We start from the raw sequence: 21,478 nt of genomic DNA, 5'->3' as shown, positions 1-21,478 counted from the left end.
GGGCCCGACCGGCCTCTTGACCAGCGGACACGGCGGCCTCTATGGTCGGCGTGCCCCGCTTGATGTTAACGCTAACATCACGACTGGTCCCCGACGCGCCCCGAAGGATCGACAACGATGAAGTTGTTCTCCCCGCGCCGTTTCGGCGTCGTGCTGGCCGTGGTGGCCGCACTCGTCCCCCTGGGCACCGCCGGTGCCGGGGCCGCTCCCCCGTCCGACGCCACCGGCGCTGCCGCGGGTGCCCTGTCGGTGCCCGGCGTCGACGATGTCCGCGGCAACCTCACCCTGCCGACCGCCGGTGCGGGTGGCACGAGCGTCACCTGGACGTCGTCCGCTCCCGCCGTCGTCACGCCGACCGGCGAGGTCACCCGGCCGCCGACCGGCGCCAAGCCCGCGAAAGTCGTCCTGACCGCGAAGGTCAGCCTCGGCCGGGAGAGCACCACGCGGCGGTTCACCGCCACCGTCGTCCCCAAACCGGCCCAGGAACCCTTGGCGGGCTACAGCTTCTTCTACTTCACCGGCGAAGGCACCTCCGACGGCGAGCAGATCTACTCGGCGCTGAGCACCGGCAACGACCCGCTGAACTGGACCGAGCTGAACCACGGCCGTCCGGTGCTCAAGTCGAGCCTCGGCGAGCTGGGCGTGCGCGACCCGTTCATCCTGCGCTCGCCCGACGGCGACAAGTTCTACCTGCTCGCCACCGACCTGCGGATCTACGCCGGCCGCGGCTGGGACGCCGCGCAGCGCTCCGGCAGCCGGTCGATCATGGTCTGGGAGTCCACCGACCTGGCGCACTGGTCGCGCCAGCGCAGCGTCGAGGTGTCCCCGCCGACCGCGGGCAACACATGGGCGCCCGAAGCGTCGTGGGACGCCAAGCGCGGGACGTACGTCGTGTACTGGGCTTCGAAGCTGTACGCGGAGAACGATCCGAACCACACCGGCGACAGCTACAACCGGATGATGTACGCGACCACGCGCGACTTCGTCACCTTCAGTGCGCCGCAGGTCTGGAACGACCCGGGCTACTCGGTCATCGACTCGACGGTCATCAAGGACCAGGACACCTACTACCGCTTCACCAAGGACGAACGCAACAACACCTCCTCGACGCCGTGCAGCAAGTTCATCACCGAGGAGAAGTCCACCGACCTGCTCGACCCGCACTACGGCTTCGTCGCCGACTGCATCGGCAAGGCCACGGCGACCGGCCCGGGCCTCTCCGCCGGCGAAGGACCCACCGGGTTCAAGTCCAACACCGAAGACAAGTGGTACCTGTTCATCGACGAGTTCGGCGGCCGCGGCTACGTCCCGTTCGAGTCCACCGACCTCGCCTCGGGCCAGTGGACGATGTCCACCGGCGCGCACCTGCCCGCGTCGCCGCGGCACGGCACCGTCCTGCCGGTCACGCAGGCCGAGATGGCCCGGTTGAGCGCTCCCCCGCCGCCGGTGCGAGCGGACGCGAACGGCCTCGTCGCGCACTGGCCACTGGACGCGAAGTCGGGTCAGGTCGCGACCGACTCCACCGGCCACGGCTACGACGGCGCCCTCGCCGGTGACGTCTCGTGGGCCGGCGGCTCACTGGCGTTCGGCGGCACGAACGGACACGTCCAGCTGCCGGACAACCTGCTGACCGGCGCGACCGCGGCCACCGTGTCCGCCGACGTCCTGGTCGACCCGGCCCAGCAGACGCCGTACTTCCTGTGGGGCTTCGGCAACACAGCGCCATCGGGGGCCGGCGACGGCTACCTGTTCACCACCGGCGGCACCGCGAGCGGTGGCCTCCGCGGCGCGATCGCGTCCGGGAACTGGACGACCGAGCAGCAGGTGGCCTCGAGTGGCGGGCTGCCGCGCGGGGTCTGGAAGAACCTGACGCTGACCGTCGGCGACGGGGTGGCGGTGCTGTACCTCGACGGCGTCGACGTGGGCCGCAACACGAACGCCACGATCAAGCCGTCGGACCTCGGCGGCGGCGTCACGGTGGCGAACTACCTGGGCCGGTCGCTGTACGCGAGCGACAAGTACTTCCGCGGCAAGATGAAGGACGTGCGGCTCTACGACCGGGCCCTCTCGGGGCTTCAGGTGGCGGCGCTGCCGTCGAACAGCACGACGATCCGGTCGGTGGAGCTGGCGTCGCTCAAGACACCGGCCGTCATCGACTCCGGCGCCTCGACCGTCGTGCTGCCGGTGCAGCCGGGAACCGACCTGCGCCGGCTGTCGCCGAAGTTCGGGCTGGCACCGGGAGCCACGATCACGCCGGACACCCGGACGGTGGACCTGAGCCGGCCGCGGCGGTTCACGGTGACCGGCGTCGGCGGCGACCGTCGCGTGTGGACGGTCGAGGCGCACGAAGCGCGCAGCCCGGTCCTTCCGGGATACCACGCGGACCCGAACATCGTCGCGTTCGGGGACACGTACTACCTGTACCCGACGACGGACGGGTTCGACGGCTGGAGCGGCACGAAGTTCTCGGCGTGGTCGTCGAAGAACCTCGTCGACTGGACCGACAACGGCGTCATCCTCGACCTGGGCCCGGACGTGAGCTGGGCGGACAAGAACGCCTGGGCGCCGACGATCGCGCAGCGCAACGGGAAGTACTACTTCTACTTCTGCGCGGAGGCCAAGATCGGCGTGGCGGTGAGCGACTCGCCGACCGGCCCGTTCGCCGACTCGGGCAAGCCGCTGATCGCGACGAACCCGGACGGCGGCCAGGCGATCGACCCGGCGGTGTTCGTCGACCGCACCGGGCAGCCGTACCTGTACTGGGGCAACGGCAACGCCTACGTCGTGCCGCTGAACGACGACATGGTCTCGTTCGATCCGGCGAAGATCACCCGCCTGACCGGGCTGGACGGCTTCCGCGAGGGCCTGTTCATGGCGGAGCGGACCGGCACGTACTACCTGAGCTGGTCGATCGACGACACCCGCAGCGAGGACTACCGCGTGGGCTACGCGACGGCACCGTCACCGACCGGGCCGTTCACCAACCACGGCCTGATCTTGAGCAAGGACGCCCACCTGGGCATCCTCGGCACCGGCCACAGCTCGATGCTGCAGGTCCCGGGCACGGACGACTGGTACCTGGCCTACCACCGCTTCGGCATCCCGGGCGGCGACGGCACCCACCGCGAGACGACGATCGACAAGCTGACCTTCCGCCGCGACGGGACGATCGTCCCGGTGACGCCGACGCTGGAGAGCGTGCGGCCGGAGCGGGTCCCGTACTGCCGAGGGAGGGTCCGCTACAGCTGAACCCGGTGGTCCCGGGCTTCGCCGTGCAACGGACACGGCTGCCCGGGATCCCGCGGGCACAGCACCCACATCTCCGCCGCGACCACCGAGTACATCCGGTAGGGCGACGCCCCGGACACGTCTTCGAGCGTCACCGTCGAAGCGCCGTCGCCGTCACCACGGGGATAGCTCGCCAAGGCGCGGTCCAGCGCCTCGCCCGACAGCTCCCGCGCCTCCCCCACCGCGTACACGGCCCGCCCGTGGTACGGCGCGACCGTCGAGTCGAAGACGACCAGGCTCACCCGCGGGCGCGCGGCGAGGTTGCGCGAGTGGCGGGCGTCGGCCTCCGAGACCCACACGAACGTGTGATCGTCTTCCGGGGCGAAGTACACCGGGCACGTCCAGGGAGCGCCGTCGTCACCGGTCGTGCCCAGGGTGAGGTACGCGTTCGCCGCTATCAGGGTGCGGGCGTGCGCCGCGAGGGTGTGATTCGTCATCAGGGTCCCGATTCTGCCACCCGAACCGGTGAGACGGAGATCACGAGCGCTCGCGTTTATCCGGTTCGAGGCGGGGTAAACGGCGGGAGTTCAGGTTCCTCAGCTTCTTCCGTCCAGGAGTCGTTTGATGACCAGCGTTCTGGAGAACGCCCGCGCCGTCCCGGTACCGCGTCGCCGCCCGGTCGAGTCCGACGCGCTCGCCGAACTCGCCCGCCTCGCCGCATTGGCGGAGCTCGCCCGCAGTTCGTCGCCCTCGCTCATGCACCACGCGATCCTCGCCGGCACCAGCCCCGTGACGGTGGCCGCCGCCGCGGAGGTCGACGTCGCCGAGGCGCACCTCCGGTGGCACGCGTGGGCCGAGACCGCGGTGGGCCTCGACGAGTACCTGCGGGTGCACGCCGCCTTCGCCGAAGCCGTCATCGCCCGGCACGAAGCCTTCGAGGACGAACAGTGAAGACCCAAGAGACGACGCTGGCCGACCTCGAAGCGCTCGGCGACGCGGCATCCGAGCTGCTCCAGCAGATCACCGAAGAACTGGCGACCGCGGCGTCACGACGCTGAGTCGGCGGGCCAGCGCCGCCAGACCGCCACGTGCAGGATCACCGCCAGGCTGAGCGCGTTCAACGTCGTGTGCGTCGCCCACCCCGCGACCAGCCGCTCCGGCACCCCGGCCCAGTGCGCCACCTGCGGCAGTGCCACTGACAGTGCCGCAGTCAGCAGCGCCACCAGCACCAGCACCAGGCTGCGGCCCGGCAGCGGGGTCAGCCGGATCGCCGGCCACGCTTCGAACAGCATCGCCACCACGAGCACCGACGCGATGGCCGCGCCCGCGACCGGCGTGAGCCGCTCCGGCGACCCCACCACGACACAAGTGGCCCAGGCGCAGGCGATGACCACGCCGTGCGCCGTCGCCAAGCGGACCGCGCGCCGCCGGATGCGGGCGAACGGCCAGCCGCGCAGCGCCACGTACCAGACCATCTGCCAGGCGCCGAGCACGGCGAACCACGCGCCGTAGTCCTCGCCCGGCACCAGGCCGGTCCGGACCAGGCCCAGGTACAGCGCCAGCCCCGCGCCCCAGCACACCGCCAGGGCCGCGACGCCCGGCCAGCGCGAGCCGCGTCCCCGCAGCGGCCAGCCTTCCCCGACCAGGGTCAGCTGCAGCATCAGCGTGAAGATGCCCGCGGCCAGCGGCACCGACGCCGTCCCGGTGACGGCCCGGCCGAGCAGCGTCAGCGCCGCGCCCCCGGCCACGACGAGCGCCGTGTCGGACAGCCCGGACCAGCCGCCGCGCAGCAGGCTGCCCGGCCAGTCCGCCCACCAGAACGCGATCATCGCAACGATCGGCAGCGCGAACGTCACCGGCGGCCCGAGCACCTCCAGCGTGCGCGCCGGGCCACCCACGCCCGCCGCGAGCAGCGCGGTCACCGGGAGGACGAACGCCAGCCCGATCAACGCCCGCCGCGGCTGGTTCCGGCGCGCGTCGGCCAGCTCCTCCGGGCTCAGCGCGTCCGGCTTGCAGATCGCCGGGCGGTCGTCCAGGACCTCGCTAGAGGACGTCATCGAGGCGGATCGGCAGCCGGTGGTGGCGCTTGCCCGTGGCGTGGTGGACGGCGTTCGCCACCGCGGCCGCGACCCCGACCATCGCGACCTCGCCGAGCCCCTTCACCCCGACCGGGTTGAACAGCAGGTCCGGCTCGTCCACGAACCCGACGTCGATGCGGTGGACGTCGGCGTTGACCATGATCGGGTACTCCTCGAGCGTCGAGTTGAGGAAGCCGCCGAACCGGTCGTCGGCCAGGCTCTCCTCGCGCAGCGCCCCGCCGATGCCCCACACCACGGCGCCACGAACCTGGCTCGCCGCGGTCACCGGGCTGGCCACCCGGCCGCAGTCGACGACGCTGACCACGCGCGGCACGCGGATCCGGCACGTCGTCGGCTCCACGCGGACCTCGACGAAGTGGGCGACCCAGCTGAACGTGCTGAACTCGGGGAAGACCGGGCCGGAGATGGCCAGGTGCCCGGCCTTCGCCTGGTCCAGTGCCTCGGGTGGCTGCCCGGGCCCGAGCGTGCTCACCTCGACCTCCACCGGGTGCCCGGCGCGCTCGACCGCCGCGGCGACGTCGACCTCGCCGGTGTCAGCGACGTTCAGGTGCTTGCGCAGCTCCCGCAGTCCGGAGTGGACGGCCGGCAGCGCGCTCGCCGTCCCCCACGAACCCGCGGTGAGGTGCTGGGCCGCGTACCGCGTGTCGCCGACGCGCACTTCGACGTCGCGCGCCGGGATACCGAGGTCCCCGGACACGAGCAGCGCGATCGCCGAGCGGATGCCCTGGCCCATTTCGTGGCCGTCGACGCCGACGGTGACGCGCCCGTCCGCGGTGGCGGTCAGGTGCGCGACGGCGGGCACGATGCTGCCCGGGTAGTTGCCCGCGGCGACACCCCAGCCGATGAACGAGCCGTCGTCGGCACGCATCGAGCCGGGCTCCGGGTTCCGGTCCGCCCAGCCGAACTCCTCGGCGCCGCGCCGGAGGCACTCGGCGAGGAACCGCGTGGAGAACGGCCGTCCGGTCACCGGGTCGGTCATCGTGTCGTTGGCCAGCCGCAGCGCGACCGGGTCCTGGCCGGTGGCGTAGGCCAGTTCGTCGACGGCCGACTCGAAGGCGAACGTCGCGGAGCTCTCGAACGGTGCCCGCATGTAGCCCGGAGTCTGCACGTCTGTCTGCACGAGGCGGTGCCGGCCGCGGAACGCCGGGAAGCCGTAGAGCCGCGACGTGATCTCGGTGTGCATCGCCGGGAACAGGTCGTGCCGGGACGTCTGCTGGTCGACCTCGTGGACGGCGGCGAGGATCTTGCCGGTCTCGTCCGCGCCGAGGCGGACGCGGTGGCGGGTGGCCGGGCGGAAGCTCCCGTTGTGGAACGTCTGCGTACGGGCCAGCACGAGCTTCACCGGGCGCCCGAGGCGCCGCGCCACCAGGGCGAGCGGGCCGAGGTGCGGCTGCAGGGAGTTCTTCTGGCCGAAGCCGCCGCCGACGTACGGCGAACGCACCTCGATGTTCGCGGCGTCGAGGCCGAGCTGCTGCGCAAGCCCGTGCCGCAGCGCCGCCGCGTTCTGGGTGCCTTCGTGCACGACGAGCGTGTCGCCCTGCCACTCGACGACGCCGCCGTTCAGCTCCATCGGCACGGCGTGCTGCGCCGCGTACTCGTAGGTGCTGTCGATCCGGACCGGGCTCGCGTCGACCGCCGCGTCGGCGTCGCCGACCTTGATGTCGGCGAGGAACGGCAGCGGGATCGCTTCTTCCTGGACCAGGGTGGTCGCGCCCTCGGCGCCGAGGTGGACGGCGAAGGGCTCGGTGTCGTACTCAGCGGTGACGAGCTCGGCCGCCTCGGTCGCGGCGACCAGGGTCTCCGCGACGACCAGGGCGATCGGCTGGCCGCGGTAGGCGATGTGGTCGTCCAGCAGCGGCTGCAGGCTCTGGAAGGAGAACCCGCCGCCCATGATGAACCCGGCGCCGCCCAGCTCTTCGGCGTCGAAGCGGGTGACGGCGAGCAGGACGCCGGGCACGGCTTCGGCCGCGGTGGTGTCCACACGGGACACCCGGCCGCGGCCGATCCGGGCCAGGGCGAGCATCGCGTAGGCGAGGCCCTCGGGGACGCGGTCGGTGCCGTAGGCGGCCTGTCCGGTGACCTTTTCGTAGGCGTCCACCCGGCGTGTGTCGGTCATCGGGTGACCCTCTCCGCGGCAATGCACACCGCGTCGGCGACGGTGCGGATGCCCAGCTCGACTCGGAATCCGTTGTAGGTGCCGGGACGCGCACCGGCGAACGCGACTTCGCCGGCGTGCCGGGCGGCCTCGGGCGTCAGCGGCGCGCCGCGCAACGTCCGTTCGGCCTCTTCTGCCCGCCACGGCCGGGTGGCGACGCCGCCGAGCGCGATCCGGCAGTCGCCGACCACCCCGTCCTCGATGGTCAGCGCGACCGCCGCGGAGGCGAGCGCGAAGGCGTAGGACTCGCGGTCGCGGATCTTCAGGTAGGTGGAGCCGCGGCCGGCGGACGTCGCCGGGACGCGGATGCGCAGGATCAGCTCGTCGGCGTCCAGGGTGTGCTCGCGCGCCGGGTCGTCGCCCGGTTCGACGTGCAATTCCTTCAGGGGAACCGTGCGCTCGCCGCGGGGGCCGACGACGTCGACGACCGCGTCGAAGGCGAGCAGCGCGATGGCCCAGTCACCGGGGTAGGTCGCGATGCACGCGTCGCTGGCGCCCAGCAGCGCGTGGGTGCGGTCGTGGCCTTCGAGGGCCGCGCAGCCGCTGCCGGGTTCGCGCTTGTTGCAAGGGAACTCCGGGCCGCCGCGGAAGTAGCCGCACCGGGTGCGCTGCAACAGGTTCCCACCGACGCTCGCCATGTTCCGCAGCTGCTGGGAGGCGGCCCGCCAGAGCGACTCGGACAGGGCGGGGTACTCGGCGCGCACGACCGGGTGGTCGGCGACGTCGGCCATCCGGGCGCCGGCGCCGAAGACCAGCTCGTCCGGGCCGGCGTCGATGGTGTTCAGCTCGGGCAGCCGGTGCACGTCGACGACGGCGGGCGGGGTCTCGATGCCGAGCTTCATCAGGTCGTAGAGCGTCGTGCCGCCGGCGAGCACCTTCGTGCCGGGCGCGGCGTCGCGGAGGGCGTCGACGGCGTCGGCGAGGCTGCCGGGCGCGACGTAGGCGAAGGGACGCATCAGCCTTCCTTTGCTTCGGCCGCTTGGCGGACGGCGGCGACGATGCCGACGTAGGCCCCGCAGCGGCAGAGGTTGCCGCTCAGGTACTCGCGGATCTGGTCGTCGTCGGCCGTGTGGCCTTCGGCGATGCAGGCGAGGCCGGACATGATCTGGCCGGGCGTGCAGTAACCGCACTGCAACGCGTCGTTGTCGACGAAGGCCTGCTGCAGCGGGTGCAGCGCGCCGCCGGGGCCGGCGACGCCTTCGATGGTGGTGACGTCCTGCCCGGCGGCCTGCACGGCAGGCGTCAGGCAGGAGACCACGCGCCGTCCGCCGAGGTGCACCGTGCAGGCGCCGCAGTGGCCCTGGTCGCAGCCCTTCTTGGTGCCGGTCAGGCCGAGCCGTTCCCGCAGCACGTCGAGCAGCGACTCGCGGGGATCCAGCTCGAGCCGGACGGCCTCGCCGTTGACGGTCGCTTCGACGGTGGTTTCTGGAGTGGACACGCGGCGACGCTAACTCTCGCGCGGGTGGGGCGCCTTCCCGTGGTTGCTGCGGGGGAGGTCGTTTATTGCTGGTGCCGCACCGAGGTCCGATATCCGGAAGGTGAGACTCCGATTTGGGCGCGGAACGCCGAAGCGAACCGGGACGGCGTCGCGAATCCGCACGTCTGCGCGATTTCCGTGACGGAAAGCTCGCCGCGTTCCAGGTGCCGGCAGGCCCGTTCGACGCGGACGCGGGTCAGGAACCGGTACGGCGTCTGGCCGGTCGCCGTCTTGAAGACGCGCAAGAAGTGGAACGGGCTCAGCTCCGCCGCGGCCGCCATGTCCCCCAGCGACAGCGGGAGGTGGTGGTTGTCCCGGATGAACTGGACCGCGCGACGGGTCCGCAGCTCGTCGCGCCCGAGCTCGCGCGGCCGTGGCGCTTCGGCGTGCCGGGTCAGCAGGTGGACGGCGAGGAAGGTGGCGGCCGACTCGGCGTAGAGCTCGTCGGCCCCGGCGAGGGCGGCGGCCTTGAGCGCTCCCATGACGGACGCGAGCACGGGATCCTCGACGGCGAGCGCGTCGGGCCGGCCGAGCCGGGTGGCGTCCCGGCCCCAGAGGTCGAGAGCGGTGCGGTCGATCAGGGCACCGGGGAGGTGCACATGCGTCGTCTGGAGGCGATCCGTTCCGCGCCAGCGGATCCGCGTCGGATGCCCGGGAGCGGTCATGCCGAGCGAGCCGGGATGGTAGCCGGCGCGTCGCCAATGGGCGCCGTGCAACGATTCGATCGTCGTGGTCCCCTGGCTCACCAGCACGATGGTCTGGTCACCGACGGGCGGCAGGTCGAGCTCGGCTTCTTCGGCGTTGTCCAGCAGCCGAACGAGCACAGAGGACCAGCCGTTGTCCCGGCGGCTGCACAGCCGCACCCGGGCAGCGGCCCCCGGATCGAACGTCAACGCCTCGGACACGCGACTCCACGGTTGGTTCCGGCCGACGTGTCGACACTAACAGCCCCGGTTCGAGGTGGCGGTTCGAATTTGAACTGTCGGTAGTGTGGACGACATGGGTCGCACGCGGTGGCTGAGCGCCGAGGAGAAGAGGGCGTGGACGGCACTGCGAACGACGTACGCCCGGCTGAACCAGCGCATGGACCAGAGCCTCAAGCGCGACGCGGGCTTGTCCCACCTGCAGTACGAGATCCTGTCCCGCTTGGCGGCGGCCCCGGAGCGCGAGTTGCGGATGGCCGAGCTGGCGTGCGCGGTGGCTGGTTCCAAGAGCGGGTTGACGTATCAGATCGGTCAGCTGGAGCAGGCGGGTCTGGTTGCGCGGCGCACATGCCCGGGTGATGTGCGGGCGGTTTATGCGGTGTTGACCGAGGAGGGCTCGTCCCGATTGCTGCGGGCGGCGCCGGGGCATGTGGCTTTGGTGCGCGAGCTGCTGGTGGATGTCTTGAGCGCGGAGCAGTTGCGGGCGTTGGCTGATGGGCTGGATGAGGCGAACCGCCGTATGCAGGCTTCGGAGGACTGCGGCGGGTCGTTGGGGTGATTCTTCGCCGCGGTGCTTGGCTGCTGGGGAGTCTGTCGCCTTTGGACGCCTTGGGTTGGGTGGCTGCCGTTCATGGGGTTCTCGGGCGTGGGTGCGGATCCGGAGCCGGGGTGCCGCTCGGTCGGTGCCAGGTGTGGGCGGGTTCGATGCCTGCTGAAGGTGAATGGACTGCGGCGAGGGTGCCGGTGCGCATGGGGACCTGGCGCCGGTGGCTTCGGCGCGATGGCGATGGCGGCGCCGGGTAGCGCCGGTGCTGCGGCTGCGTTGGCGTGGCAGCGGCCGGCTCCGGGCGCGCCGGTAACGGTGACTGCGGTGGCACCGGGGTCGCGGCTGCGGCAGTGGCTGCGGCAGTGGCTGGCGCTGCGGGCACGCCGGTGGCCGAGGCGGCGGCGGCGGTGGCTGCGGCGGTGGCTGCGGCGATAACGGTGGCTGCGATGGCGATGGCGGCGCCGGACTGGGGCCGCGGCCGCGCGGCAGTGGCTGGCTCTGCGGCGCGCTGGTGGCCGTGGCGGCGGTCGCGGCGTCGGCGATGACGGTGAGGGTGGCTGCGATGGCGGGGCCGGGCGGGGCCACGCAGGCATGGCAGTGGCTGGCGCTGCAGGCGCGCCGCTGGCCGTGGCGGTGGCTGCGGCGATGACGGCAACGACGATGCGATTGCGATGGCAGCGCCGGGGCCGCGGCCACGCGGCATGGCAGTGGCTGGCGCTGCAGGCGCGCCGGTGACCGCAGCGGTGACAGTTGCCGTGGCCGTGACTGCGGAGGTAGCGATAGCGGGGCCGCGGCCACGCGGCATGGCACTGGTGGTCGCTGCGGGCGCGCCGGTGGACGCGGTGGCGACGATGGCCGTCGCTGCGGTGATGGCGGCGGCGGGGCCGCGCGGCATGGCAGTGGCGGTGGCGGGCGCGCCGGTGATGGTTGCCGTGGCGGTGACGGTGGCTGCGTGATGGCGGGGCGGGGCGCGGCGGGGCTGCGGCAGTGGCAGTGGCAGGTGCCGGGGACTGCAGAGGGGGCTGCGGTGGCGGTGGCGATGCCACGGTCGAGCGTTGTCTCGTCTGGCCGGTTGTTGCCGGGCGGGTGGTCGTTGACGTCCGCAGCTGGGTGATTGCTGCGGTCTCGTCGGGATGTTGGCAGCCCACCTTGTGACATTCTGGGCGTGGGTGTGGGCCCGCAGCCGGTGGCTGCGGGCCTTTCCCGTGTTCGGTTGGTCAGGCTGCGAATGGCAGTGGTTGGTGGAGGTTGTTGCGTCTGGGTTTTCGGCGCCTGTCCAGGAACACCGGTGGCAGGAATTCGGGTAGGCCGTCGGCGGCGATGCGGACTTGCCAGCCCGAGCGGTGCAGTAGTCGGTGGTGGTGGGCGCACATCAGGACCAGGTTGCCGAGGTTGGTGGGGCCGCCGTCGGCCCAATGGCGGATGTGGTGGCCTTGGCAGTGTCGGGGTGGGCGGTGGCAGCCGGGGAAGGCGCAGCCGCGGTCGCGTAGGTAGAGGGCGCGGCGGATTCCGGCTGTGACCAAACGGCTTTGGCGGCCGAGGTCGAGAGGTTCGCTCTTCTCACCCAACACGGCGGGGATGAGTTTGCAGTCGCAGGCGTGGATCCGCGCTTCGGCCGCGGAGATGGTGCCTGTGTCGCCGAGGATGGCCCGGCCGACACCGGACTTCAGGTCCTCCAACGACACCGCGACCATCACGTGCGCTCGTTCGCCTGCCTGCATCGGCAAGTCCGGCGCGTTCAGAGCGAGGTTGATCGCGTCGGAGAAGGCGTCGCCGTAGCGTTCCTGCGGGGACGCAAGTCCGGGCCTTCATCGGTGGTGCGGCGCTGGGCCAGGGTGTCGAGCAGGGCGCTGGCGCGCATGCCGGTCTCGTCGTCGAAACGGCCGTTCAGCTCCCAGACCCCGGTTCTTTTGCGGCGCAACGACAGCTCGCGGGCGGGGGTGGCCGGTTCGGTCTCGTCGGGTTCGGTGCCGTCGGGGTCGAGGTGGGCCACGATCCGCGCACCTAGAGCGGCGACCTGCTTGTGGCCAGCGTCTTCGGCGAAGGTCAGCAAGTCGCGTTCGGCGTCGTCGCGATGCTCGGGCGGGACCTGGGTGAGAGCGCCGACGATGGTGTCGATCATCGGAGTGCTCAACCGGCCATCCAAGGCAGCAGTGCCGGTGGCGGGAGCTACCGCGCGGATGGGAGTGCCGTCGAGGTTGCGGCCGGACGTGAGGGCCCGGGCTCGTTTGACCGCGGTCTCAGCGGCAGACTTGGGTACGTCGGCGAGATGTTCGAAAAGCCGCGCCACAGAACGGTATCCGAACAACTCCATGACACCGTGGGACTCGATTTCGACGAGCAGCGAACCGATCTCAGCCTCGGCAGACCGCACAACGGTGAGCAGCGCTGAGATGCGATCGGCCAAGGCCACCGCATCCGCTTTCCACACCGTTTCGCTGTCCACACACCAAGATTACCGGCAGTCGAACGCACGGTCATCACACGACAGGGTGATCCACTATGAGTTCGGCAGGGGCACCGTAGCGTGGGGAATCGGCGCTCCCACACCGAGCAGCAAGCAACCACAGGAAGCGCCGATTTCCCACGCCCCGGCGAAGCCGCATCTTGAAAAAGCGAGTTCCGAAAGGGAACACCGCTGCCGCCACCCGCACTGAGCAGCCCCCGTTTTCAACGCTACCCGAAGCCACCGACAGTTCCGGACCGCCGAGTCAAACCCGGGAGGCGTCGTAGCCGTAGATCCAACCGTTGTCCCGCAACGAATCCCCCGCAGCGAAAGCCAAGTCCCGCGACTCCTGCTCCGGCCCATCCGGCAAGTGGTTGACGTGCCCACGGCCGTGGCTGGCCTCCTGTAAGCGCGTCGTACGCGGCCTTCGCAGCTCCTCGTAACGCCGCAACGCCTCCTCCGGTCCGGTGAAAGAAGAAGCGGAAGCCAAACACCGGGCCAATACCGCCGCGTCCTCGACCGACTGGGCCGCGCCCTGGCCGAAGAAGGGGAGCATCGGGTGGGCCGCGTCGCCGAGGAGGGTCACCGGGCCGTGGCTCCAGCGCTTCAACGGGGCGCGGTCCAGCAGGGCCCAGCGGCCCGGGGTTCCGCTCGCGCGGATCAGGTCTCGCAGGCGCTCGTCCCAGCCCTCGAACTCCGACAGGAACTCCTCGACGGTTGCCGTCGCCGACCAGGACTCCGTTGCGTGGCCGACCGCGGGTACGACTGCCACCAGGTTCACCCACCGGCCGCCGGACAGCGGGTAGTGCACCAGGTGGTGGCCCGGGCCGATCCACAGCGTCTGCGCGGGCCGCAGGGCCAGGGACGGCGCGCTCGACGCCGGGACCAGCGCCCGGAACGCGCACGTCCCGGAGTACGTCGGGGCGGCCGGCTCGCCCAAGGCCGCGCGCACCGTCGAATGCACGCCGTCCGCGCCGATCACGACGTCGGCCTCCGCGAGAGAGCCGTCCTCGAAGCGCAGGGTCACGCGCGAACCCACCTCGACCGACACACAGCGCTTGCCGAGCCGGACCGTTCCCGCCGGGACGGCCGCGGCGAGCGCGGCCAGCAGGTCGGCCCGGTGGAGCGTGTACGTGCGCTCGCCGTACAACGTCCGGCACGACTCGCGGAGGTCCTCGCTCGAGAGCACCGTCCCGTCCTGCCAGCGGCGGAACTCCCAGCCGATGTCGAGGGGCACCGCGTTGGCGGGCAAGGCGTCCAGCTCGCGCAGGAGCCGCGTCAGGTTCGGCGCGGCCATCAGGCCGGCGCCCACCTCCTTCAGCTCGCGCGCCTGTTCGTACACAGTGGACCGGAGCCCGGCCCGGTGCAGGAAGGCGGCCGTGGCGAGACCGCCGATCCCGCCTCCGATCACGGCGATTTCGGCAGCAGCGCTCATGCCGCGAGGATACGGCGGCCCTCGCGCTCCTGGGAGTGACAGGACCAGGCACGGGCGCGCGGGCCGACCTACAGTCGAAGCATGACCGACGAGCCGAACCTGCTGGGCGACCACCTGCGCGCCCGCCGTGAGCTGCTCACCCCCGCGCAGGCGGGCCTCCCGGTCGCCGGCGTGCGGCGGGTCCCGGGCCTGCGCCGGGAAGAGGTCGCGATGCTGGCCGGCATCAGCGCCGACTACTACCTGCGTCTGGAACAGGGGCGCGACCGCAACCCGTCGAGGTCGGTCCTCGAATCGCTGGCCCGCGTGCTGCAGCTCGACGACGACACGACGGCGTACCTGATCGGCCTCGCCGATCCGAAGCCGCGCCGTGCGCGCCGTCGCCGCAAGGAGACCGTCCCGCCGAGCATGGTCAAGTTCCTGGCGGCGCTGTCGCTGCCCGCGTTCGTCGAGGGCCGCTACCTCGACGTGCTGGCGGCCAACCCGCTCGCCGCGGCCATCTCGCCTCGTCTCGTCCCGGGCGCCAACCGGCTGCGGGACGTCTTCCTCGACCCGGCCGAGCGGGAGCTCTTCCCGGACTGGGAGCTCGCCACCCGGGGCCTGGTCGCCGGCTTCCGCCAGTCCGTCGGCACCGAGACCGACGACCCCCGGTTCATCGAGCTCGTCGGCGAGCTTTCGCTGGCCAGCCCCCGGTTCCGGGAGCTGTGGGCCCGGCACGACGTCGCGAACCGGCGGGGCGCGACCGTGCGGTTCGACCACCCGCTGGTCGGCGAGCTGGTGCTCAACCGGGAGAAGCTCCTCGTCAGCGAGGCCCCGGGGCTCGTGCTCGCCGTCTACCACCCCGACCCCGGCACTGACGCCGCCGACAAGCTGGCTCTCCTGGCCTCCGCGGCGCTGCCGCCGGCCCCTGCCCGCACCACTACCGAACAGGACAACCACGCATGAGCAAGCTCGCCCTCGTCACCGGCGCCACCTCCGGGATCGGGCAGGCGTTCGCCGAACGCCTCGCCGCCGACGGCCACGACCTGGTGCTCGTCGGCCGCCGCCAGGAGCGCCTCGACGAGTTCGCCGCCACCCACACCGGCGTCAAGGTCCGGACCGTGGCCGCCGACCTCTCCACCGACGAAGGCATCGACGCCGTCGCGGAAATCGCCGCCACCGAGCCCCTCGACCTGCTGGTGAACAACGCGGGCGTCGCGCACTACATGCCGCTGGCCGACCTGCCCGCCGGCCAGGCCCGCGAACTGGTCAAGGTCAAGGTCCTCGCCCCGACGATGCTCGCCCGCGCCGCCGTCGCGGGCATGCAGGAACGCGGCCGGGGCACCATCGTCAACGTGGCGGGCATGATCGCGTTCAGCGGACCGGCGCCCCACGCACAGATGCCCCGGCGCGCCGTCTACGCCGGCTCCCTCGCTCACCTGGTGACACTGTCGCAGACCTTGAGCGCCGAGCTCGAAGGCACCGGCGTCCGGGTGCAGGTGGTGTGCCCCGGGGTGGTCGCGACGGAGTTCCACGAGCGCCAGGGCCTGGACCTGAGCGCGATCCCGCGGATGAGCGCGGCCGACGTCGTGTCCGCCTCGCTGCGCGGCTTGGAGCTCGGCGAGGTCGTGTGTGCGCCCGGCGTCGAGGACACGAGCCTCCTCGACGCCGTCTTCCGGGCCGAGCTGGCCGCTTTCGGAGGTCAGCGCACGGAGCTCGCCGGGCGGTACCGTCAGATCTCGTAGGTGACCAGCGCGAGCCCGACGTTGACGCTCTTGACCCGGATCTCCAGGAGCGACAACGTGTTCGCGGGCCAGCTCACGCGGCCCGTGGCCCCCTTGCCGCAGCCCAGGGACTGCCACGGGCGTTCCTGGCGCACGCTGGCCATCCGGCCGTCCACGCAGCCGCGCTGCTGCGTGCCCGCCTCGACGAACCAGGTGACCTCGAGGTACCCGCGCCACTGCGGCGGGCTGGTGAAGCTGCACGACTTCGACACGGCCCCCCACTTCCCGGGGAAGCCGACCGCGTTGCCGCGGCAGAAGACGTCCGAGCGGGTCGACGCGGCGGCCGGGGCCGACAGCGACGCCAGCATGAGCAGGGCGACGACCAGAACTCCCCAAGATCGTTTCATGGTTCGAGGCTAGCGCCGGGGCTCGCCTTTTCCTGTCACTCGAACGGTTCTTTCTGGTCAGGGAACGACCAGCACCGGCCAATGGCCCGCCCGGATGAGCTTCGTCGCCACCGAGCCCGCGAAGCGGTGGCCCGCCTTCTGGGACGCGCCGACCACCACGGTGTCGGCCCGGCAGCGGTCGGCCGTGTCGCGCAGCGCCGTGTACGGGTCGCCGAACGCCTTGACCAGCGTCACCGGGACCCGCAGCTCCTCGGCCGACGTCCGCATCTGGTCGCGCAGCTCGGCGTACAGGTGCGTCGCCGTGTCGTGTTCGAGCACCGTCGCGACCGCGGGCCGCAGCGGTGTCAGCGGTGCGGGGCACGCCACGAAGACGACGATGAGCCGGCTGTCCTGACGGCGTGCCATGCCGAAGGCGAAGGCCGCGGCCCGCATGGCCGTGTCCGTGCCGTCGATGCCGGCCAGGATGGCCCGCGCCGGGACTTCCCGGCGCGGGCCGAACCGCTCCACAGTGGACTGGTAGGCACCGGGCCCGCCCATCGTCGGCTCCCCTACCCCACCACCGCGTCGGAAGCCGCCGGTTCGTCCGCTTTCTCCGCGAGGTCGATGGTGGTGCGCAAGGTGATCGGCTTGAGCGCCCACGCCGCGATCACCCCGACGACGGCCACCGCCGCGGAGATCAGGAAGATGTGCGCGGTCGCGTCGCCGTACACCGTGTGCACGACGGCCTGCACCTGCGGCGGCAGCGCCTTGAGGTTCAGCGCGCTGACCCCGCCCGTCGACGCCTGGCCTGCCGGCACGTGCAGTGCCGCGGCGAGGTCGGCGGAGACGCGGTTCGCCAGCACCGCGCCGAGCACCGAGACGCCGATGGTGCCGCCGAGCGACCGGAAGAACGTCACCGACGCGCTCGCCGCGCCGAGGTCGCGCAGCGGGACGTCGTTCTGCACGGCCAGCACGAGGTTCTGCATCGTCATGCCGACCCCGATGCCGACCACGGCCATCGCGATCCCGACGATCCACAGTGGCGTGGCGTGGTCGACCATCCCGAGCCCGAGGAACCCGAGCACCAGGATCACCGCGCCGGAAACGATGTACGGCTTGATCTTCCCGGTGCGGCTGATCAGCCGCCCGGACACCGTCGAGGACACGAGCACGCCCGCCATCATCGGCATGGTCAGCAAGCCGGCTTCGGTGGGCGAGTACCCGCGGCCGATCTGGAAGTACTGGCCGAGGAACACCGCGCCGCCGAACATCGCCATGCCGACCGCGAGGCTCGCGATGATCGCGAGCGCGGGCGTGCGCTGGACGACGATGTGCAGTGGCACCACCGGTTCGCGGACCTTCTTCTCGACCAGCACGGCGAACGCGAGCAGCACGAGACCGGCCGCGACCATGACGCCGGTCTGCCACGACAGCCAGTCGAACGTGTTGCCGACGAACGACACCCAGATCAGCAGGACGCTCACGCCGGCGGCGATGAGGCCGGCCCCGAGGTAGTCGACCCGGACGTTCTCCCGGCGCACGGTCTCCAGCTTCAGCGTGCGCTGCAGCACGACGAACGCGAGCACCGCGATCGGCACGCCGACGAAGAAGCACCACCGCCAGCCCAGCCACGGCACGTCCACGATCAGGCCGCCCAGCAGCGGGCCGCCGACCGTCGCCACGGCCATGACGGCGCCGAGGTAGCCGTTGTAGCGGCCGCGCTCCCGCGGCGGGATGATCGCGGCGATCACGACCTGGACCAGCGCCTGCAGACCGCCGACGCCGATGCCCTGGAACGCCCGCGCGGCGATCAGCTGCCCGGTGTCCTGGCTGAACCCGCTGATCATCGACCCGGCCACGAAGATCACGATCGCGACCTGGACCAGCGTCTTCTTGTTGAACAGGTCGGCGAGCTTGCCCCAGATCGGGGTGGTGGCCGTGGCGGCCAGCAGCGTGGCCGTGACGACCCAGGTGTACTGCGTCTGGCTGCCGTTCAGCGAGCCGATGATCAGCGGCAGCGACGTCGACACGACGGTCGAGCTGATCATCGCCACGAACAGCGCGAGCAGCAGCCCGGACAGCGACTCGAGCACCTCACGGTGCCGCATCGACCCGGACGAGTCGGTTCTTTCGGACTTCATGGGATCCCTTCGCACGTTCCGGACCATCATTGCGCACTGGGCAAACTTGCACAATGAGCAATTACACTCCGGCGCTACGCTGATCCCATGGACACCCTCGACACGCTCCGCACCCGCAAGAAGGCGGCGACGCGGCAGTCGTTGCACGAGGCCGCGCTGCGCCTGGCGATGGAACGCGGGCTCGACGGCGTGACGGTCGAGGACATCGCCGACGCGGTGGGCGTGTCCCGCCGGACGTTCTCCAACTACTTCACGAACAAGGAAGACGCGATCCTGCACGCCGATCGCGAGCGCACCGGCGTGTTGGTGTCCCTGGTCGAAAACCGGCCGGCCGACGAACAGCCGTGGCAGGCGCTGCGCACGGCCAGCCGCGAGCTCTACCGCGGACGAGCGGTCCCCGACCGCGAATGGGTGGCGCAGCTGCGCCTGCTGCGGCGGCACCCGTCACTGCTCGCGCACCAGGCCGGTGACCAGATCACCCTGGAGCGCGACTTGGCCGCGGCACTGCTGGCCCGGCGCCACGATCTCGACGAAGCGTTGGCGCGCCTCATGACGGCGACGTTCCTCGCGGCCGTGCGGACCGCGAGCGTGCTGTGGCTGGAGGGCTCCGGCGACCAGCCGCTGCCCGACCTCGTCGACGAGCTGCTGGGCCGGGTCGCCTTCCACTGAGGACGGACCCGGCTACGGACCGAAGGCCCTCAGCGTCGTCGCGACCAGGGCGTCGGCGTAGCTTTCGGTCAACGGTCCGGTGCGCAGCAGCCACCGCTGGTACAGCGGCGCGTAAAGCACTTCGAGCACCAGATCCAAGTCGGCGTCAGAAGCCAGCTGGCCCGCCCGCTGGGCACTGCGCAGCCGGTCCTTCTTCGCCTCGTCGACGGGGGCGGCGAGCCGCTCGCGGTAGAGCGCAGCCAGCTCCGGGTCGTTCGCGATCTCCGTGTTGAGCGCGCGGATCGGGGCCTCGAACGCCGGGTCGGCGAACTCGGCGACCGTCGCGCGCATCACCGCGCGCAGGTCGGCTTCCAGGTCACCGGTGTCGGGCAGCGGGGCGACCGCGCCGGAGGGGTCGGCGCTGAGCTCGAGGACCGAGTCGAACACGACCGCGCCCTTGGCCGGCCACCACCGGTAGATCGTCTGCTTGCCGACGCCGGCGCGGGCGGCGATCGCGTCGATCGACACCTTGGCGTAGCCGAGCTCCACGATCAGCTCGCGGGTCGCCGCGAGGATCGCCTGGCGGGAGCGCTCGCTGCGCCGGGCGGCGTCGGGCTTCTTGGCGACCATGCGCGACAGCCTAGCGTGCGACGAGACGAACCGTTCCGTCTTGACACGCCGCCGCCCGGCGCGCACACTCGTCGTCGCGAGACGAGACGATTCGTCTCGCGAACCGCAAGGGGGTAGGCCATGACGGCCACCGACAGTCAGGTTTGGTTCGTCACCGGGGCTTCGCGCGGCCTGGGCCGGGCGATCACCGTGGCCGCGCTGAACGCCGGGCACCGCGTGGTCGCCGCGTCCCGGACGCCCGGCGAGCTCGACGCCCACCCGGGCCGGCTCGTCCACATCCCGCTGGACGTGACCGACCGCGCCGCCGTGTTCGAGGCGGTGGAGCGCGCGGCCGGCGTGTTCGGCGGTCTGGACGTCGTCGTCAACAACGCCGGGGTGATGCTCTACGGCATGGTCGAAGAGGCCACCGAAGAGCAGGTCCGCGCGCACTTCGACGTCAACTTCTTCGGCGCGCTCTGGGTCGCCCAAGCCGTGGTCCCCCACCTGAAGGGCGGCGGCAGGCTGCTGCAGGTCACGTCCATGGGCAGCGGCGGCGGGATGGCGTCCGTCGGCTTCTACGGGGCCGGCAAGGCAGCGCTCGACGCCTTGAGCGACGCGCTGGCGATGGAAGTCGAGCGCTTCGGCGTGCACGTGACGAACCTGCAGATGGGCGGCTACGCCACCGGCCTCTTCACCAGCGGCACGACGACCACCACCCCCGACCCCGCCTACCGGGAGCTGCGCAAAGAGCTGGAAGAGATGTGGGGTGACGACGCCGGTCCCGCACCCGAGACGGCGGCGCCAGTCGTGCTCCGGGTCGCCGCCCTGGACGACCCGCCACGACGCCTCGTCGTCGGCAGCGCGTCGTTCGACATGGTGCAGGAGCTCGCGCGGATGCGCGCCGAGCAGTACGTACGGTGGGAAGGCCTCAGCCGTCAAGCACCCGGCTGAGGCCGCCCACTCAGACCAGACCCTGCTGCGCCAGCCAGTCCTTCGCCACGTCCGCGGCCTTCTCGCCGTCGGAGTCGACGCGCTTGTTCAGGTCGCGCATCCCTTCCGTCGTGAGCTTCGCGCTCACCGCGTTGACGGCGGCCGCGAAGTCCGCTCCGCGCTCGTCGAGGACCTTCTTGGTCACCGCCGGGACCACGTTCTCGGTCGGCACCATGGCCAGGTCGTCCTTCAGCGCGACGTACTTCGAGTCGCCGGCCTGCGGGCTCACCGAGTCGACCGGGATGACCGTGACGGCCCCGGAGTCGAGCTGCTGCACCCGCGGCCCGAGCTCCTGGACGGTCTGGAACGTCGCGTTCGTCAGCTTGTAGACGTCCGTGAGGCCCTTGAAGCACGTCAGCCGCTTCTCGCACTCCGGGCCACCGGCCAGGATGACCTTGTCGAGCTTCTTCAGGTCGCTGATGCTCGCGAGGCCCTTCGACTGCGCGAGGTCGGCCTTGACGATGTAGGTGTTCTTGTCTTCCGCGGCGGCGTAGTCCAGCAGGGACACCCCGCTGGGCTCGAGCAGCTTCGCCAGCTGGTCGTGCTCGCCCTTGGCGTCCTTCACCGGGTCCGCGCCGAACCCGGCGGCGATGGCCGAGCCCTGGTACTCCGGGATGAACTGCAGCTCACCGGACTTCAGCGACGGGTAGATCAGCTCCCGCGAGCCCAGGTTCAGCTTCCGCGTCACCGGGTA

The 21,478-nt window shown here is 71.6% G+C and carries 20 protein-coding genes and 1 pseudogene; 8 read left to right on the top strand and 13 right to left on the bottom strand.

Going from position 1 to position 21,478, the window contains the following annotated elements; all coding sequences use genetic code 11:
- The first annotated feature begins 117 nt into the window (after nt 1-117).
- On the top strand, nt 118-3,249 hold the full coding sequence (locus tag AB0C38_RS28285) for a family 43 glycosylhydrolase (protein ID WP_360678738.1): 3,132 nt from the start codon (nt 118-120) through the stop codon (nt 3,247-3,249).
- Here the strand turns inward: AB0C38_RS28285 and AB0C38_RS28280 are convergent.
- Entirely contained in the window at nt 3,240-3,725 is a 486-nt protein-coding gene (locus AB0C38_RS28280; protein WP_360678736.1) for a pyridoxamine 5'-phosphate oxidase family protein, read from the bottom strand. The genes AB0C38_RS28285 and AB0C38_RS28280 overlap by 10 nt on opposite strands.
- A gap of 127 nt (nt 3,726-3,852) precedes the next feature.
- Here AB0C38_RS28280 and AB0C38_RS28275 point away from each other — a divergent pair, with 127 nt between their 5' ends.
- Nucleotides 3,853-4,179, top strand: a complete 327-nt coding sequence (locus AB0C38_RS28275) for a hypothetical protein (RefSeq protein ID WP_360678734.1) — start codon at nt 3,853-3,855, stop codon at nt 4,177-4,179.
- A gap of 95 nt (nt 4,180-4,274) precedes the next feature.
- On the opposite strand, the gene AB0C38_RS28270 is transcribed toward AB0C38_RS28275, so the two are convergent.
- The 5 genes from AB0C38_RS28270 to AB0C38_RS28250 form a co-directional block, all read right to left on the bottom strand.
- On the bottom strand, nt 4,275-5,285 hold the full coding sequence (locus AB0C38_RS28270; RefSeq protein WP_360678732.1) for a hypothetical protein: 1,011 nt from the start codon (nt 5,283-5,285) through the stop codon (nt 4,275-4,277).
- Complete coding sequence (locus AB0C38_RS28265) at nt 5,272-7,443, bottom strand: xanthine dehydrogenase family protein molybdopterin-binding subunit (RefSeq protein ID WP_360678730.1); 2,172 nt, start codon at nt 7,441-7,443, stop codon at nt 5,272-5,274. Before AB0C38_RS28265 ends, AB0C38_RS28270 begins: the two co-directional genes overlap by 14 nt.
- Entirely contained in the window at nt 7,440-8,438 is a 999-nt protein-coding gene (locus AB0C38_RS28260; protein WP_360678728.1) for a xanthine dehydrogenase family protein subunit M, read from the bottom strand. Before AB0C38_RS28260 ends, AB0C38_RS28265 begins: the two co-directional genes overlap by 4 nt.
- The gene (locus AB0C38_RS28255; protein WP_360678726.1) at nt 8,438-8,920 is read right to left on the bottom strand and encodes a (2Fe-2S)-binding protein; all 483 of its coding nucleotides are present in this window, start codon (nt 8,918-8,920) and stop codon (nt 8,438-8,440) included. The genes AB0C38_RS28260 and AB0C38_RS28255 overlap by 1 nt, the downstream gene beginning before the upstream one ends.
- 62 nt (nt 8,921-8,982) lie before the next feature.
- A complete protein-coding gene (locus AB0C38_RS28250) occupies nt 8,983-9,864 on the bottom strand; it encodes an AraC family transcriptional regulator (protein ID WP_360678724.1) in 882 nt (293 codons plus the stop codon).
- A 94-nt stretch (nt 9,865-9,958) separates the two neighbouring features.
- Here AB0C38_RS28250 and AB0C38_RS28245 point away from each other — a divergent pair, with 94 nt between their 5' ends.
- On the top strand, nt 9,959-10,441 hold the full coding sequence (locus AB0C38_RS28245; protein WP_360678722.1) for a MarR family transcriptional regulator: 483 nt from the start codon (nt 9,959-9,961) through the stop codon (nt 10,439-10,441).
- A gap of 791 nt (nt 10,442-11,232) precedes the next feature.
- Nucleotides 11,233-11,385 (top strand): hypothetical protein, encoded by a 153-nt coding sequence (locus tag AB0C38_RS28240; protein ID WP_360678720.1) that lies wholly within the window; start codon nt 11,233-11,235, stop codon nt 11,383-11,385.
- A 261-nt stretch (nt 11,386-11,646) separates the two neighbouring features.
- Here AB0C38_RS28240 and AB0C38_RS28235 read toward each other — a convergent pair.
- Both AB0C38_RS28235 and AB0C38_RS28230 read right to left on the bottom strand, forming a co-directional pair.
- Nucleotides 11,647-12,875 (bottom strand): annotated as a pseudogene (locus tag AB0C38_RS28235) (DUF222 domain-containing protein).
- A 265-nt stretch (nt 12,876-13,140) separates the two neighbouring features.
- On the bottom strand, nt 13,141-14,310 hold the full coding sequence (locus AB0C38_RS28230; protein ID WP_360678718.1) for an FAD-dependent monooxygenase: 1,170 nt from the start codon (nt 14,308-14,310) through the stop codon (nt 13,141-13,143).
- 81 nt (nt 14,311-14,391) lie between these two features.
- On the opposite strand from AB0C38_RS28230, the gene AB0C38_RS28225 reads away from it, so the two are divergent.
- Both AB0C38_RS28225 and AB0C38_RS28220 read left to right on the top strand, forming a co-directional pair.
- Nucleotides 14,392-15,252 (top strand): helix-turn-helix transcriptional regulator, encoded by an 861-nt coding sequence (locus tag AB0C38_RS28225; RefSeq protein WP_360678716.1) that lies wholly within the window; start codon nt 14,392-14,394, stop codon nt 15,250-15,252.
- On the top strand, nt 15,249-16,031 hold the full coding sequence (locus tag AB0C38_RS28220; RefSeq protein ID WP_360678714.1) for an SDR family NAD(P)-dependent oxidoreductase: 783 nt from the start codon (nt 15,249-15,251) through the stop codon (nt 16,029-16,031). The genes AB0C38_RS28225 and AB0C38_RS28220 overlap by 4 nt, the downstream gene beginning before the upstream one ends.
- Here the strand turns inward: AB0C38_RS28220 and AB0C38_RS28215 are convergent.
- Genes AB0C38_RS28215 through AB0C38_RS28205 form a run of 3 tightly spaced genes read right to left on the bottom strand, consistent with a single transcriptional unit; the run spans nt 16,019 to nt 18,537 of the window.
- Entirely contained in the window at nt 16,019-16,417 is a 399-nt protein-coding gene (locus AB0C38_RS28215) for a hypothetical protein (protein WP_360678712.1), read from the bottom strand. The two genes, AB0C38_RS28220 and AB0C38_RS28215, sit on opposite strands and share 13 nt — an antisense overlap.
- Nucleotides 16,418-16,474: 57 nt before the next feature.
- Nucleotides 16,475-16,954: a universal stress protein gene (locus tag AB0C38_RS28210; protein WP_360678710.1), complete on the bottom strand. Its 480-nt coding sequence runs from the start codon at nt 16,952-16,954 to the stop codon at nt 16,475-16,477.
- A gap of 11 nt (nt 16,955-16,965) precedes the next feature.
- Nucleotides 16,966-18,537: an MDR family MFS transporter gene (locus AB0C38_RS28205; RefSeq protein ID WP_360678708.1), complete on the bottom strand. Its 1,572-nt coding sequence runs from the start codon at nt 18,535-18,537 to the stop codon at nt 16,966-16,968.
- A gap of 87 nt (nt 18,538-18,624) precedes the next feature.
- Here AB0C38_RS28205 and AB0C38_RS28200 point away from each other — a divergent pair, with 87 nt between their 5' ends.
- Nucleotides 18,625-19,206, top strand: a complete 582-nt coding sequence (locus AB0C38_RS28200) for a TetR/AcrR family transcriptional regulator (protein ID WP_360678706.1) — start codon at nt 18,625-18,627, stop codon at nt 19,204-19,206.
- A gap of 12 nt (nt 19,207-19,218) precedes the next feature.
- Here the strand turns inward: AB0C38_RS28200 and AB0C38_RS28195 are convergent, their stop codons facing one another.
- On the bottom strand, nt 19,219-19,815 hold the full coding sequence (locus AB0C38_RS28195; RefSeq protein ID WP_360678704.1) for a TetR/AcrR family transcriptional regulator: 597 nt from the start codon (nt 19,813-19,815) through the stop codon (nt 19,219-19,221).
- A gap of 120 nt (nt 19,816-19,935) precedes the next feature.
- Here AB0C38_RS28195 and AB0C38_RS28190 point away from each other — a divergent pair, with 120 nt between their 5' ends.
- Nucleotides 19,936-20,745 (top strand): SDR family NAD(P)-dependent oxidoreductase, encoded by an 810-nt coding sequence (locus AB0C38_RS28190; RefSeq protein ID WP_360678702.1) that lies wholly within the window; start codon nt 19,936-19,938, stop codon nt 20,743-20,745.
- A 10-nt stretch (nt 20,746-20,755) separates the two neighbouring features.
- Here AB0C38_RS28190 and AB0C38_RS28185 read toward each other — a convergent pair.
- Nucleotides 20,756-21,478: ABC transporter substrate-binding protein (locus tag AB0C38_RS28185; RefSeq protein ID WP_360678700.1), on the bottom strand; the 723-nt coding region annotated here is incomplete at its 5' end.

It is taken from the genome of Amycolatopsis sp. NPDC048633 (genome assembly GCF_040650695.1).
GTDB lineage: Bacteria > Actinomycetota > Actinomycetes > Mycobacteriales > Pseudonocardiaceae > Amycolatopsis.
The sequence above is the reverse complement of the archived record's forward strand: the minus strand, read 5'-3'. Positions and strand labels throughout refer to the sequence as shown.

What these genes read in the sequence shown, in the direction of transcription:
- AB0C38_RS28285 (WP_360678738.1), top strand. Translation starts at nt 118, where the DNA reads ATGAAGTTGTTCTCCCCGCGCCGTTTCGGCGTCGTGCTGGCCGTGGTG.
- AB0C38_RS28280 (WP_360678736.1), bottom strand. Translation starts at nt 3,725, where the DNA reads ATGACGAATCACACCCTCGCGGCGCACGCCCGCACCCTGATAGCGGCG.
- AB0C38_RS28275 (WP_360678734.1), top strand. Translation starts at nt 3,853, where the DNA reads ATGACCAGCGTTCTGGAGAACGCCCGCGCCGTCCCGGTACCGCGTCGC.
- AB0C38_RS28270 (WP_360678732.1), bottom strand. Translation starts at nt 5,285, where the DNA reads ATGACGTCCTCTAGCGAGGTCCTGGACGACCGCCCGGCGATCTGCAAG.
- AB0C38_RS28265 (WP_360678730.1), bottom strand. Translation starts at nt 7,443, where the DNA reads ATGACCGACACACGCCGGGTGGACGCCTACGAAAAGGTCACCGGACAG.
- AB0C38_RS28260 (WP_360678728.1), bottom strand. Translation starts at nt 8,438, where the DNA reads ATGCGTCCCTTCGCCTACGTCGCGCCCGGCAGCCTCGCCGACGCCGTC.
- AB0C38_RS28245 (WP_360678722.1), top strand. Translation starts at nt 9,959, where the DNA reads ATGGGTCGCACGCGGTGGCTGAGCGCCGAGGAGAAGAGGGCGTGGACG.
- AB0C38_RS28240 (WP_360678720.1), top strand. Translation starts at nt 11,233, where the DNA reads ATGGCACTGGTGGTCGCTGCGGGCGCGCCGGTGGACGCGGTGGCGACG.
- AB0C38_RS28230 (WP_360678718.1), bottom strand. Translation starts at nt 14,310, where the DNA reads ATGAGCGCTGCTGCCGAAATCGCCGTGATCGGAGGCGGGATCGGCGGT.
- AB0C38_RS28225 (WP_360678716.1), top strand. Translation starts at nt 14,392, where the DNA reads ATGACCGACGAGCCGAACCTGCTGGGCGACCACCTGCGCGCCCGCCGT.
- AB0C38_RS28220 (WP_360678714.1), top strand. Translation starts at nt 15,249, where the DNA reads ATGAGCAAGCTCGCCCTCGTCACCGGCGCCACCTCCGGGATCGGGCAG.
- AB0C38_RS28215 (WP_360678712.1), bottom strand. Translation starts at nt 16,417, where the DNA reads ATGAAACGATCTTGGGGAGTTCTGGTCGTCGCCCTGCTCATGCTGGCG.
- AB0C38_RS28210 (WP_360678710.1), bottom strand. Translation starts at nt 16,954, where the DNA reads ATGGGCGGGCCCGGTGCCTACCAGTCCACTGTGGAGCGGTTCGGCCCG.
- AB0C38_RS28205 (WP_360678708.1), bottom strand. Translation starts at nt 18,537, where the DNA reads ATGAAGTCCGAAAGAACCGACTCGTCCGGGTCGATGCGGCACCGTGAG.
- AB0C38_RS28200 (WP_360678706.1), top strand. Translation starts at nt 18,625, where the DNA reads ATGGACACCCTCGACACGCTCCGCACCCGCAAGAAGGCGGCGACGCGG.
- AB0C38_RS28195 (WP_360678704.1), bottom strand. Translation starts at nt 19,815, where the DNA reads ATGGTCGCCAAGAAGCCCGACGCCGCCCGGCGCAGCGAGCGCTCCCGC.
- AB0C38_RS28190 (WP_360678702.1), top strand. Translation starts at nt 19,936, where the DNA reads ATGACGGCCACCGACAGTCAGGTTTGGTTCGTCACCGGGGCTTCGCGC.